Source organism: Desulfomicrobium apsheronum (genome assembly GCF_900114115.1).
GTDB lineage: Bacteria > Desulfobacterota > Desulfovibrionia > Desulfovibrionales > Desulfomicrobiaceae > Desulfomicrobium > Desulfomicrobium apsheronum.
On sequence record NZ_FORX01000002.1, the window covers coordinates 148,810 to 162,474 of the forward strand.

A 13,665-nucleotide genomic window follows, 5' to 3' on the forward strand; every position below is an offset into this window, starting at 1 on the left:
GTGATACTGACTTTTTAAAAATGGCTCATCATATATCTCGGTGATGGTGTGCGTGATGGATCAGGTTGTAACTCATTTTTCGACAGCTCAGTTGGATTTTTTATTTTTTTGCTATAATCAGGATGTTGTGAAATAATATTCCCGGGATTGTCTTGGCGTGATCGTTGGTATGCCGACGTATGCTGATCAGTTACGATTTCTGATGGTTTCATGTTTGATGTAAAGAAGGAATATAATGAGAGTGTTGGCATGACAAAACGGTATGCGAAGCAAGATCACCTCTTTGAGTTGAACAGCAGGGAAACGGTGGGCAGGGATGAGTGTTTCTCCCACCTGATTCATGAAGCCGACAGTTCAGATGCTAGAGTGCTGAATGAACTCAAAGCGCAGCAGAGCGCGTTGTTGATGCAAAACGAAGAACTTCGAAGGGCTCTGGACAACCTTGAAAATAAATTGGCGGTCTATTCAGATTTTTATAATTTTTCGCCCCAAGGCTTTATCAGCCTGGACGAGCAGGGCCGCGTCCGGGAGGCAAACCCTTGGGCGATAAGTCAATTGGGCATGGAAAGAGACGCGCTGATCAATTCGTCTTTTGGGCAGCGTGTAGCCTCACAGGATATGGAAAAATTCAGGGTATATCTTGATCTCGTTTTCAAAACAGGAGAGCGACAGAGTTGCGATTTGATGCTAAGGCGGAAGAACATGCAGGATTTCCGGGTTAAAATAGACAGCGTCAAGCCTTCAAATAGTGGTCATATAGATTTTTACATGTCTCCTTTTACAGACATTGCCGACATAGCCAGTCAGAAAGTGTCAAGTGATGTTTCGTATTGTGGAGTTGATGAAAAATATCATCTAAATTCAGATTTTCCTGAAGATTTCGAGAATAAATTTCAAATATTATTGCAGCAGTTTCACGGTGTATTGAGTGGCATTAGTGGAACTGTAATTGTTGTTTCTCCAGACATGAAAGTTTTGTGGTCGAATATAATTAATGAGTTTGGAATAAATTCAAATATATCCGACAATGTTTTGAGATATTGCAATGATTTTATGGGTAATTGTTCGGTGATTTATGAAAAATCTGCTATTATCGATTGCTTTAATACCGGAGAAAAAAAGTCTTGCATTGTTACGCATGGTGAATCTGTATTGGATATACGTGCGTTTCCTGTTAAGGAAAACAATGATGTAATCAGTGTTCTTCTGCTGGTGTTTGATGTTACGGGTAAAATGGCGATTCAGGAGGATGCTCAGTATGCATGTCATCTTTTGTCGCTTGGGGAGCTGGCAGCAAGTGTCGCGCATGAAATAAACAACCCGGTAAATGGCATCATCAATTACGGGCAAATACTGGTCAACGAATGCGGCCCCGAGAGCATGGAGCGCGATCTGGGGGGGCGCATACTGAAAGAGGGAGAGCGTATCGGCCGTCTGGTCAAATCCCTCCTTTCCTATGCGCACGAAAGACGAAAGGAAAAAAGAGCGACGCAGGTTGCGGCCATTCTGGAGGAAACCTTGGCCCTGACCCAGGCCCAGATTCGCAAGGACGGCATTCAGCTTGTTCTCGACTTCCCTGAAAGCCTCCCTAAGGTCACGGCAAATCTGCAACAGGTTCAGCAGGGGTTCATAAACATCATCAGCAATGCGCGCTATGCATTGAACGAAAAGTATCCGGGGTGGCACAAGAACAAATGTCTCGCGATCTCCGGCGAATCCGTCATGGTCGAGGGTTGCCCTTTTGTACGGGTGGCGTTTCTGGATCAGGGCGGAGGGATATCGGCCGAAAAGTTCTCGTTTCTGACTAAACCTTTTTTTTCCACCAAGCCTTTTGGCAAGGGGACCGGGCTTGGGCTCAGCATTACGCAGAAGATCATCAATGATCACGGGGGGCATCTGCGGTTTGAGAGTGAAGAGGGGGAGTTTACCCGCGTTATAATCGATTTGCCGGTTCATCAAAAAGATGAAGGAATATGTAAGTGATCGGAAAAATTCTGATTCTCGATGACGAAGAGTCGATCAGATTCACGCTTTCACGATTTTTGCGTGCTGCGGGGCACGCTGTCGTGACCACCGCGAGTTGCAGCGAGGCCTTGTCCAAAATTTCCGGGGAAGGCTTTGATGTCGTGTTTGTGGACATATTTCTCGAAGACGGCACGGGAATCGACATCCTGCGCGAGATCAAGGCCAGGGGGCTGGGCTGTCCGGTGATCATGATCACCGGCGATCCGGGTATCGAGACCGTGACCGAAGCCATTCATCTGGGGGCCTTCGATTACATTCCAAAGCCCGTCAAGCAGGAGGCGCTCTTGAACGCCGCCCGCCTGGCCTTGTCTTACAAAGCCGCCAACGATGAGAAGGAGAGATACCGCTCAAACCTTGAAGCGATCTTCAGAAGCGTCAGGGAGGCTATCCTTTCTGTCAACAACGAGTCCGTGCTGATCGAATTCAACGAGGCGGCCAGCGAAATGTGCGGGTTTTCCCAGACCGACATCGGCAACCCAGTCAGCTTGCTGCCGCGAACGACCGACAACAGGTTCGAGACGATTCTGGCGGAAGCGCTGACGAGCGGCCAGCCCCGCGAAGAGGATCGCGTCGAGTGCAGTGCGGCGAATGGAGTCCGCAAAGTGGTCAGCGCGCGGATCTATCCGCTGCTCAACACCCAGGGGCAATCCACCGGAGTGGTGATGATGCTGCGTGACGACACGCATGTGTCCAATCTGGAAATGAAGCTGAGGGAGTACGGGCAGTTTCACCGCATCATCGGCAAGAGCGAGCCGATGCAGAAGGTCTACGCCCTGATAAAAACGCTGGCCGGAGTTCAGACCACGGTCCTTATCACCGGCGAAAGCGGCACGGGCAAGGAGCTTGTCGCCGAAGCCCTGCACATGGCCGGAGATCTCAGCGATAAGCCCCTGGTCAAGGTGAACTGCTCGGCCTTGCCCGAGAGCCTGCTTGAGAGTGAACTCTTCGGTCACGTCAAGGGGGCGTTCACGGGCGCGATCAAGGACAGCGAAGGGCGCTTTCAGAAAGCAAATGGCGGAACAATCTTTTTTGACGAAATTGGGGACCTCTCGCCGATGGTGCAGCTCAAACTTTTGCGCGTCCTGGAAGAGCGGGAGTTTGAACGGGTTGGAAGCTCCGCGACCGTGAAGGCCAATGTGCGAGTCATCGCGGCGACAAACAAGAACCTCCTGGAGCAGGTCAGCCAGGGAATTCTGCGGGAGGACCTCTATTACCGGCTTAAAGTGGTCGAGATCAAGCTGCCTCCTTTGCGCACCCGGACTGGGGATATCCCCCTCCTTGTCGATCATTTTTGTGAACGGTTCAACGCGAAGTTCAAAAAGAACATCAAATCCGTGTCATCCGATGTTTTTCAGGCTTTCCTCAGATATTCATGGCCAGGCAACGTGCGCGAGCTTGAGCATACCATGGAGCATGCCTTTGTCCTTTGTAACAAGAGCGTCATCACGTATGACGATTTGCCCACGGATTTCATGAAGCTGGCAGGAGTGCGACGCTCCCGCCCCGAGGCTCAGAGTGACGATGCGGGCGTGGTTCTTGCGGCCCTGAACAACACCGACTGGAACAAGGCGAAAGCTGCGCGGCTGCTTGGGATAGACCGGGTGACCCTGTACCGCAAAATCAAGAGATATGGTCTTGTCCGAGAAGCTTCGGATGCAAAACTGTTGCGTCAATGACACCATTTTTAGCTGCAACGATTTTGTTGCACGCAACACGCTTTTCTTGCCATTTTTCTCCCCGTATCCATTTTTTATCAAAAAGTTCAATTATTTTACAAAAATGAAAATATTCTGTCGGCATCGTTCTGTTGGTATGAATATTGTATTATCTTTGTTTGGTGGTTTCCAGGCAGTACGGGCGCGAATGCGGACCCGGGCTTTGTGTTACGACAATATTTTTTACAAGAATATCTTCATGAATTTTCGTTTGAAATAGCCATGAATGCAAACATACTTGTCATTGATGACGAAGAATCAATTCGATTCACATTCTATAAATTTCTTGCCGATAAAGGAAACCATGTCTGCACGTCAAAAAATTTATTGGAATCACTGTCTAAAATGAAAGATACAGTTTATGACCTTATAATTGTTGATATTATTTTAAGCGATGGATGTGGATTAGATGTTTTGAAAAAAATTAATCGAAACGAAGTTGAAACTCAGGTGATAATAATGACGGCTTATCCAACACTTGAAACAATTGATATGAGCTTCAAAATGCATGCTGCGGATTATATCATAAAGCCAATACGACAGGGTGAACTTATTTCTTCAGTGAGCAATATAATACAGAAAAAAATATCTTTGCGTAAAAAGAATATTAAAAACAATGAGATTTGTGCTTAATGACGACACTGCAAAAAGTCTCGAAAGAACCTGAGTGTCATTCTTGAGAAGTCGGAAGTCAATTCTTTTCAGTTAGTTAAAAGGCATGAACCCCCTTCTTCAAGGGGGGGACGAATTTTCGCAGTGACCTCGTTAATGACGACATTGCAATAAGTCGCGAAAGAATCTGAGTGTCATTTCCGCGAACGTGTGCCCAGCATGGGTCGGCGGGCCATGTCGGGTAATGGCGCAAAATCAATTTTTTTCAGGTGGTTAAGAAATCATGAATCCCCTTCTTCACGGGAGTTCATAAAATTTTACAGTGGTATCTTTATTTTTTTACACTTTTTGTTCGACACGAGCCCTGTCTTTTCTTGCCGGTAGCGAAAAACAGGGCGCTGCGCTCTCCAGTTTCATCCCGCTTCTTCCCCCTGCGCGCAAGAGATGCTACTAAGGGAATCATGAAGCTTCTTCTTGCCCTGATTCCTCTCTTCGCCGTCCTGGCATTCTTCCATCCGCAGCCGGATGCCTGCGCCTTCGAGGCTGGCAGGCCCGTGGTGTTGGTGATCCATTCCTACGCCGCCGACTATTCCTGGACCAGGGACATGCACGCCGGGATCGTCTCGGTCCTCGACGCCCCAGATGTGCGGGCGCGCTGGCGCGTGGAGTACATGGACGCCAAGCACCACGACTCGCCCGAGTACCATGCCCGGCTGCTGGAGCTTTTTCGGGAGAAGTACGGCCGGGACCGCTTCGACGGGGTCATCCTGACCGACGACCACGCCCTGGACTTCGTGGCCATGCACCGCGAAGAGCTGTTCCCCGGCACGCCCATGGCGGCCTGCGGCATCAACGACCTCAAGTCCGTCCCGCCGGGGGCCCGGGACATGAACATCATCATCGAGAGCCTGGCGCACCTCGAAACCCTGAACGCGGCCCTGCGGCAGAACCCGGGCACGCGCAAGGTCTACGTCATGATCGACGGCACCCTCACGGGCAAATCCATCCTGCGGGAATTCCTGGAGCAGACCCGCGAGCTGGCCGGACAGGTGGAGATCGAGGTCGTGCCGCCCATGACCCGGGACGGGCTCGTCCGATTCGCGGCAGAGCGCGTGCACGGGGAGCTTCTGTATCTGCTGGTCTATTTCCAGGACGCGGCGGGGCAGGTCTTCACGGCCGAGGAGATCCCGCGGGCCGTGGCCGCCGTCTCCCCCGTGCCGGTGTACGCGGCCTGGGATTTTCAGCTCGTTTCAGGCGTTGTCGGCGGCTGCGTGACCAGCGCCTTCGGGCACGGGCAGAAGGCCGCCCGTACCCTGTTGGACCGCCTGGCCGGAAAGAATCCGCCGGTCGCATACAGCGGGCTCGCGGGCGTGAATCGGCACACCTACGACCATGCCGCCCTGGAGCGCTTCGGCATCTCCCTGTCCCTGCTGCCCGTGGATGCGCTGGTGCTGAATCGCCCCCTGTCGTACTTTGAACAGCACCGCTCGGCCATTCTTTCGGCCTTGGCGGTCATCGCCATTCTGGGCGTGATCATCGCGCTGCTGGTCATGAACGTGCTCAAGCAGCGCAGGATCAACCACGGCAACCGCGAGATCATGAATCTCAACCGCGAGATGATCGAGACCCAGCGCGAACTGCTCTCCACCCTGGGCGAGGTCATCGAGACGCGTTCCCAGGAGACGGCCTACCACGTGCGCAGGGTGGCCGCCTATTCGGCTCTGCTGGGCGAGAAGTATGGCCTCCCCGAGGAGGACATCCTGCTGCTGGAAGCCGCCGCGCCCATGCACGACATCGGCAAGATCGGCATCCCCGACGCCATCCTCAACAAGCCCGGCAAGCTCGACGACGACGAGTTCGAGAGCATCAAACATCACACCGTCATCGGCCAGCGCATCCTGCACACCTCGGACCGCAGGCTCATGGCCGAAGCCCGCAACATCGCCCTGCAGCACCACGAGCGATGGGACGGCACGGGCTACCCCTGCGGCCTCAAGGGCGAGGAGATCAGCCTCCCGGCCCGCATCTGCGCCTTGGCCGACGTCTATGACGCCCTGTCTCTGGACCGCGTCTACAAGAAGGCCTGGCCCAGGGAAAAAGTGCTGGAGTTTATCCGGCGCGAGCGCGGTGGCATGTTTGACCCCAGGATCGTTGACCTCTTCTTCGAGAATCTGGACGAGATCGAAGCCATCAGGTACCGCCTTTCGGACGCGGCGGCCGGGCCGACGGAAATAGATATTTCGACGAAGGTGGAGTGTCCTGGGCAGAAGTAGGGTGGGCGCCTCGTCTACAATTCTTGCCCCGCCGTCTCTCCCCCAATGGAGCACACACATGACCAATCTTTCCCCCGCGCCCAGAATCTGGGCGCATCGGGGCGCGCGTAGCGCGGCTCCGGAGAACACCATGGCCGCAGCCCGGGCTGCCCTTGAGCAGGGCGCCTTCGGCTGGGAGCTGGACGTGCACATCACCCTCGATGGAGAAATCATCGTCACCCACGATCACGGCCTGCGCCGCGTGACGGACATAGCGCTGCGCCCGGACATGCCCGTGCGGACATCGCATGTGGTGGATCGTCTGACCCTGGCCCAGATCCGCGAGCTTGATGCCGGGAGCTGGTTCGCCCGGCGCGACCCCTTTGGAACCGTGGCGTCGGGCGAAGTCGGTCCGGAGCGGCTGGCGCCCTACACGGACGAGAAGATACCCACCCTGGCCGAGGCCCTGGACTGGACGCGTGAGAGCGGCCTGCACGTCAACGTCGAGATCAAGGACATGCTCGGCGGTGACGACGACGGCCTGGTGCGCGAGGTTGTGCGGCTGATCCGTGCATCGGGGATTGCGCGGCGGGTGCTGGTCTCGTCCTTTCGGCAAAAATCCCTGGAACTGTTTCGTGAGCTGTGTCCGGAAGTGCCCGTGGGACTGCTCCTGGACGAAAAGGCCATGGCCGCCTCCTCGCAGGATATAGTCGCGAGGCTCCAATGCCTGGGGGCCGTGGCGCTGCACCCGTCCATCAAGGGGCTTTTTCCGGGTCGCATCGCGGCCTTTCGAGAGGCCGGATTCGAGGTCAACGTCTATACCGTGAACCGTGAAGAAGACATGCTCCGGCTGGCCCGTGAGGGCGCGGCCGGGATAATCACCGATTTTCCGGCCCGGGCCCGGACCGTGCTGGAAGCATTCAAGCAGGAGGAATAATGAATTTGACCAAGCGGCCCAAAGCCGTCTTCTGGGATATCGACGGCACGCTCATAACCACCGAAGGGCTGCACTACGAAGTCATTCGCGACTGGTGCGCCGCCCGGGGGTACATCTTGACCGAGGCCGCCAACGACGAATTGCTCGGCAAGACCATGCCGGAGAAATGGGCCATTCTTGAGAGCCGTCTGCCCGCCGGACTGACCGAGGAGGATTTCAGGGCGGACTGTGCCCGCGCCTACATGGCGGGACTGCGGGCCGACATGATGCGTCCGGCTCCTGTGGCGGCGGTAAGGCGCCTGCATGAGCTGGGCGTCACGCAGGCGGCCGTTTCCAACGGCGAGGCCCCCGTCATCGAGGCCAATCTACGCGTTCTGGGACTGTGGGATTTGATGGCGTTCACGGTCTGCGGCAACGATGTGCCCAGCGGCAAGCCCGCGCCGGACCCCTATCTTGAGGCCGCCAGACGCGCCGGGTGCGCCCCGGGCGAATGCATGGCCGTGGAGGATTCCATGGTCGGCGTGACCTCTGCCGCCGGTGGCGGTTTGATCACCCTCGCCTGGCCCGAAGCGGTCTCGGGAGTTGAGGCTGACATGCCCGGAGCGACCCTTGTGGTGCTGGAGGATTCCGATTTTCCCTGGACCGTTTTTGAAAATTGACCAGCTGATTCTCGATTGAACGTGTCGGATCGCGGCGGGCCTCATGCCCGCCGCGACCGTTTTCAGCCTGCCAGATACGTCCTCGCCAGTTCCCTGAAGGAGCTGACCTGCTCCTCGATCCAGTTTTTGTCCTGGTCCAGTTCTTGGGCCATGATTTCGGCCACGTCGCGGGCGATGATCATGCTCACGGCCGCGTCCAGGATGAGCGCGCGTGTGCGGTGACGCAGCACGTCGGACAGGGTCCGGGCCCATTCGCGGCGCACGGCCCAGACCACCTCGGCGCGCAGGTAGGGCAGCTTGTAGTGCAGCGGCTTGCCCAGCTCCGGGTCGCGGCGGATCATCTCGCGGATCTCCTCGATGTCGCTGCCGTAGACCGAGAGGTGATCGCGCGGATCAAGTCCGTTCATCCAGCCGTGCAGGGGCAGGTTCTCGGTCTTGCAGGAGTGGGCGGGAAGACCCGCGAAGCGCGCGGCCTGATTCACCGTGTCCTCGCCCATCTTGCGATACGTGGTCCACTTGCCGCCAGCGATGGTCACCAGGCCGCCCTGGGAGATGGTCAGGTGATGATCGCGGGACAGGGACGAGGTCCGGTCCGCCCCCTCGGCCCGGATCAGCGGCCGGATGCCCGCAAAGACGCTCAGGATGTCGCTGCGTTTTGGGTCACGGGTCAGGTAGCGTCCGGCGTGTTCGAGCAGGAAGGTGATTTCCTCCTCCATGGGCCTGGGTTCGTGGTTCGGGCCGTCCAGGGCCACGTCCGTCGTTCCGACCAGCACGCGTCCGTGCCAGGGTACGAGGAAGATGACCCGGCCGTCGTCCGTGTGCGGGACCATGATGGCCGTGTCCCCGGGGGAGAAGGATTTGTCGAGCACCAGATGGATGCCCTGGGACGGGGCGATCAGTTTTGGAGCATTCACGTCGTCCATGCGCAGGATGTCGTCGACGAACACGCCTGTCGCGTTGATGACGACCTTGGCCCGCAGCCGCCGGGTTTTGCCTGTCAGGGAGTCCCGGGCTTCCACGCCGCCGATCTGGCCTTCATCGTCCTTGAGGAGCGCGGTCACGGCCATGTGGTTGACCGGCAGTCCGCCGAGATCCTGCATGGTCTTGGCCAGGGTGATGGCCAGGCGGGAATCGTCGAACTGGCCGTCATAGTAGATGACCCCGCCGCGCAGGTCCGTGGGTTCGAGGTTGGGGATCATGTTCAGGGTTTTCGAGCGTGACAGGATGCGCGAACGGCCGAAACCGAGCTTGCCGGCCAGCATGTCGTAAAGTTTCAGGCCCACGCCGTAGAAGGGGCGCTCCCACCACTTGTAGTCCGGCACGACAAAGGCCTGATTGTAGACCAGATGGGGGGCGTTTCGCAGCAGCACGCCGCGTTCGTGCAGGGCGTCCATGACCAGGGCCACGTTGCCCTGCTGCAGGTAGCGCACGCCGCCGTGCACCAGCTTGGTGGAGCGGCTGGACGTGCCTTGCGAGAAATCGTGCGCTTCAAGGAGCAGCGCCCTGTACCCCCTGCTGGCTGCGTCCACGCCGCAGCCCAGGCCCGTGGCGCCACCGCCGATGATGATCATGTCCCAGGTGGTGTCGGTATCGAGTCGGTCAAGAATATCGGATCTGAGCATGGCTGCCTCCAGGATGTTGTCGCGTGTGCGGATTTTCATATCACGTCGCTGCCTGGAGGGCCAGAACGTTGGGAGGGTTGCATGGGCCTTGACCTTCGCGCCGGGGCTTCATAGATGCCAGACTCTTGCCTCAATCACGGAGATTTCAATGACCCAGCCATCTGTCGGCACTGTACTGTCCAAGTCGTTCACCTTCGCCCACCCCCCGACGCCCATGGTTCTGGACAGCGGGGTGGAGTTCGGGCCCGTGTCCCTGGCCTACGAAACGTACGGGACCCTGAATGCGGAGCGGTCCAACGCCGTGCTCATCTGTCACGCCCTGACCGGCGACGCCCACGTGGCCGGTTATCACGCCAGCGATGACAAGCCCGGCTGGTGGGAGCACTACGTGGGCCCTGGCAAACCCATCGACACGGACCGCTATTTCGTGGTCTGCTCCAACGTCATCGGCAGTTGCATGGGTTCCTGCGGGCCGTCCTCCATCAATCCGGCCACGGGGCGCTACTGGGGTCTCGATTTTCCGCTGGTGACCATCCCCGACATGGTCCGCGCCCAGCGCGAGCTGCTCCGGCATCTCGGCATCGACCACCTTCTGGCCGTGACCGGGGGCTCCCTCGGGGGCATGCAAACCCTGCAGTGGGCGGCGGCCTATCCGGAGATGATGGACGGCATCCTGGCCCTGGCCACCACCAGCCGCCATTCTCCCCAGGCCATCGCCTTCAACGAGGTGGCCCGGCAGTCCATTATGAGCGACCCTAACTGGAAGAACGGCGACTACTACGACGGCGTGCGTCCGGATCTGGGTCTGGCCGTGGCGCGCATGATCGGGCACATTACCTATCTGTCGGACGAGTCCATGCACGTGAAGTTCGGCCGCGAGCTGCGCAAAGGCGCCTTCGCCTTCAACTTCGAGGGTGATTTTCAGGTCGAGAGCTACCTGCATCACCAGGGCAAAAAATTTGTGGAACGCTTCGATGCCAACGCCTTTCTCTACGTGACCAAGGCCGCGGACTATTTCGATCTGGACCTTGCAAACCCCGACAGTCCGGCACGGCGCGCCCTGGCCGCGACACAGGCGCGTTTTCAGCTGGTGTCCTTCACCTCCGACTGGCTGTATCCGACCTACCAGAGCAGGCAGGTCGTCGATGTGCTCAAGGCCTTGGGCAGGGACGTGAGTTTTTGCGAGATAACCGCCCCCTGGGGGCACGACGCGTTCCTGTTGCCGGACGAGCGACTGGAAAGCGTTGTCAGGGGTTTTCTGGGAGGGTTGCATGGCTGCTGAACAATGCCGGGATCTGCCGGAACTGCGCTTCGACCTGCGCATAGTGGCCTCCTGGATCGAGCCGGGCAGCCGGGTGCTCGATCTTGGCTGCGCCGACGGAAAACTGCTGCGCGTGCTGCGGGACACCAAGGATGTCGTCGGGCTGGGCATCGAGCACGACGAGGACGAGGTGGTGTCCTGCATCGCGCAGGGCCTGTCCGTCATCCACGGAGATATCAACAGGGAGCTGGCCGGGTTTCCCGACAACGCCTTCGACTATGTCGTGGTCTCCCAGACCCTGCAGCAGGCCTATGAACCGACGGCCCTCCTGCAGCAGCTGCTGCGGGTCGGGCGCCGGGGCATCGTCAGTTTTCCCAATTTCTGCTGTCTGCCGATCCGGTTGCAGATGGCCTTTTCGGGGCACGTTCCGGTCACGCCCGAGCTGCCCTATCAGTGGTACAACACGCCGAACATCCGGGTGCTCAGCCTTGAGGATTTCAGGGCCTATTCGCGGGCCGTGCCCTTTTCCATTACGCGCTCCCTGGCCGTGAATCCGTCCGGGGATGGAGGCATGCGTGAGGTCCGTTTCTGGCCCAACTTGCTGGCCTCGTATGGAATTTTCATGATAACCGCCGCATAAACAGCTTTTTCCGGCTCGGGTCCGGACAGGAGGAACCATGCAACGATTTGAAACCAAGGCCCTGCACGGCGGCTACACCCCCGACGCCACGGGTTCGCGCGCCGTCCCGGTGCATCGCACTTCGGCCTATCTGTTCAAGGATGCCGAGCATGCGGCCGACCTGTTCGCCCTGCGTCAGGCGGGCAACATCTACACCCGTCTCGGAGGGCCGACCCAGGAGATCCTGGAGACCCGCCTGGCCCAGCTCGAAGGCGGCAAGGCCGCCCTGGCCCTGGCTTCGGGCACGGCGGCCATCCATTACACGGTCATCAACATCTGCCGCCAGGGCGACGAGCTGGTCTCGTCCTCGACCCTCTACGGCGGCACGCATACCATGTTCGCCGCCATCCTGCCCGACGCCGGGATCACCACCCGGTTCGTCGACATCCACAACCCGGATGCCGTGCGCGCGGCCATAAACGAACGCACCCGGCTCATCTTCACCGAGGTCATCGGTAATCCGGCCCTGGACGTGGCCAACATCGAGGCCCTGGCCGCCATTGCCCACGAGCACGGGCTGCCGCTGGTGGTGGACGCGACCTTCACCACTCCCTACCTGTTCCGGCCCCTGGAATACGGGGCGGACATAGTTGTGCATTCACTGACCAAATGGATCGGCGGGCACGGCACGGCCATCGGAGGCGCGGTCGTCGACGGGGGCAGCTTCGACTGGACCGACCCGAAGTTCGCCCTCTACAACGAGCCCGACTCTTCCTACCATGGCATGCGCTACGCCCATGATCTCGGCGAGATGAATCATCTGGCCTTCATTCTGCGCATGCGCCTGGTGCCGCTCAGAAATCTTGGAGCGTGCCTCTCGCCCGACAACTGCTGGATCTTCCTGCAGGGCCTCGAAACCCTGGCCCTGCGCATGGAGCGGCACAGCGAGAATGCGTTGCAGGTGGCCGAATTCCTGGCCGGGCACCCGAAGGTTTCCTGGGTGCGCTATCCCGGCCTGCCGGGCGACCCTTCCTACGACCTGGCCCGGACCATGTTCCCGCGCGGGTTCGGCGGCATGGTCGTGTTCGGGGTCAAGGGAGGGCTTGATGCAGGGCGGGATTTCATCGGCCGCCTGGGCATGGTTTCGCATCTGGCCAATGTTGGCGACGCCAAGAGCCTGGCCATCCATCCGGCCAGCACCACCCACTCCCAGTTGTCGGAAGAGGAGCAGTTCGCGGGGGGCATCACCCCGGATCTGGTCCGCTTTTCCGTCGGGATCGAGCACATCGACGACATCCTGGCCGACCTGGACCAGGCGCTGGAGTGAGCGGAAGGCGCCATTGAGCCCGACGGGGTGAGGTCAACCGGCAGAGAATCCCGGGCAGGGCAAAGGTGTATGCTTCCGGTGTGCTTGTGTTTCTTTTTGACGCATTGGCGGGGTTTGACCTGTTCGATTTGGAAACAGGCGGGTCCGCATGCATGCACTCCGATGCTCCGCACGGAGCCCGAAATGTGCCGGAAAGTCACGCGATGGGCCATGTTTGGAAAAGGGCGCGATTTTGGCCGCATTCTTGTATGGTCGACTAAGGACTTTTGCACGAATCTGTTCCATCCACCGAACATGGACTTTCAACCCAGAGGAGACTGTATGCCGAAGTACATCATCGAGCGCGAGATCCCCGGCGCGGGCAGCATGTCCGCCGAAACCCTGCAAGGCATTTCCAAGCATTCCTGCGGAGTGCTGCAGGAGATGGGGCCGTCCATCCAGTGGGTGGAGAGCTTCGTGACGCCGGACAAGATCTACTGCGTGTACATCGCCCCCAGCGAGGAGGCCGTGCGCGAGCACGCCACCAAGGGCGGCTTCCCGGCCAACAGCGTGAGCGAAGTCAAGACCATCATCGATCCGACCACGTCCGAGGGGTAGGGCTTCGGGACGGCGTTTCGAATTGCGAAAAAGAGAGGG

The 13,665-nt window shown here is 58.3% G+C and carries 11 protein-coding genes; 10 read left to right on the forward strand and 1 reads right to left on the reverse strand.

Features of this window, described 5'->3' with window-relative positions; translation table 11 throughout:
- The first annotated feature begins 210 nt into the window (after window positions 1–210).
- From BMZ40_RS02805 to BMZ40_RS02830, 6 genes are all read left to right on the forward strand, one after another.
- A complete protein-coding gene (locus BMZ40_RS02805; RefSeq protein WP_092372615.1) occupies window positions 211–1,983 on the forward strand; it encodes a PAS domain-containing sensor histidine kinase in 1,773 nt (590 codons plus the stop codon).
- Window positions 1,980–3,701 (forward strand): sigma-54 dependent transcriptional regulator, encoded by a 1,722-nt coding sequence (locus tag BMZ40_RS02810; RefSeq protein WP_092372616.1) that lies wholly within the window; start codon window positions 1,980–1,982, stop codon window positions 3,699–3,701. The genes BMZ40_RS02805 and BMZ40_RS02810 overlap by 4 nt, the downstream gene beginning before the upstream one ends.
- Window positions 3,702–3,962: 261 nt before the next feature.
- Window positions 3,963–4,373 (forward strand): response regulator, encoded by a 411-nt coding sequence (locus BMZ40_RS02815; RefSeq protein WP_092372617.1) that lies wholly within the window; start codon window positions 3,963–3,965, stop codon window positions 4,371–4,373.
- A 440-nt stretch (window positions 4,374–4,813) separates the two neighbouring features.
- Entirely contained in the window at window positions 4,814–6,625 is a 1,812-nt protein-coding gene (locus BMZ40_RS02820) for an HD-GYP domain-containing protein (protein ID WP_092372618.1), read from the forward strand.
- 58 nt (window positions 6,626–6,683) lie between these two features.
- A complete protein-coding gene (locus BMZ40_RS02825) occupies window positions 6,684–7,541 on the forward strand; it encodes a glycerophosphodiester phosphodiesterase (protein WP_092372619.1) in 858 nt (285 codons plus the stop codon).
- Window positions 7,541–8,200, forward strand: coding sequence for an HAD family hydrolase (locus BMZ40_RS02830; RefSeq protein WP_092372620.1), 660 nt, complete (start codon window positions 7,541–7,543; stop codon window positions 8,198–8,200). The genes BMZ40_RS02825 and BMZ40_RS02830 overlap by 1 nt, the downstream gene beginning before the upstream one ends.
- 62 nt (window positions 8,201–8,262) lie before the next feature.
- Here BMZ40_RS02830 and BMZ40_RS02835 read toward each other — a convergent pair whose 3' ends face one another.
- Window positions 8,263–9,861, reverse strand: a complete 1,599-nt coding sequence (locus BMZ40_RS02835; RefSeq protein WP_245751014.1) for a glycerol-3-phosphate dehydrogenase/oxidase — start codon at window positions 9,859–9,861, stop codon at window positions 8,263–8,265.
- Window positions 9,862–9,970: 109 nt separating this feature from the next.
- Here BMZ40_RS02835 and metX point away from each other — a divergent pair, with 109 nt between their 5' ends.
- From metX to BMZ40_RS02855, 4 genes are all read left to right on the forward strand, one after another.
- Window positions 9,971–11,104 carry a homoserine O-acetyltransferase MetX gene (gene metX / locus BMZ40_RS02840; RefSeq protein ID WP_092372621.1) on the forward strand — a complete coding sequence of 378 codons (1,134 nt, stop codon included), beginning with the start codon at window positions 9,971–9,973 and terminating at the stop codon, window positions 11,102–11,104.
- A complete protein-coding gene (gene metW, locus BMZ40_RS02845; protein WP_177192991.1) occupies window positions 11,094–11,723 on the forward strand; it encodes a methionine biosynthesis protein MetW in 630 nt (209 codons plus the stop codon). The genes metX and metW overlap by 11 nt, the downstream gene beginning before the upstream one ends.
- 37 nt (window positions 11,724–11,760) lie before the next feature.
- Window positions 11,761–13,029 (forward strand): O-acetylhomoserine aminocarboxypropyltransferase/cysteine synthase family protein, encoded by a 1,269-nt coding sequence (locus tag BMZ40_RS02850; protein ID WP_092372622.1) that lies wholly within the window; start codon window positions 11,761–11,763, stop codon window positions 13,027–13,029.
- A 321-nt stretch (window positions 13,030–13,350) separates the two neighbouring features.
- Entirely contained in the window at window positions 13,351–13,626 is a 276-nt protein-coding gene (locus BMZ40_RS02855) for a DUF4242 domain-containing protein (RefSeq protein ID WP_092188588.1), read from the forward strand.
- The last annotated feature ends 39 nt before the right edge of the window (window positions 13,627–13,665 follow it).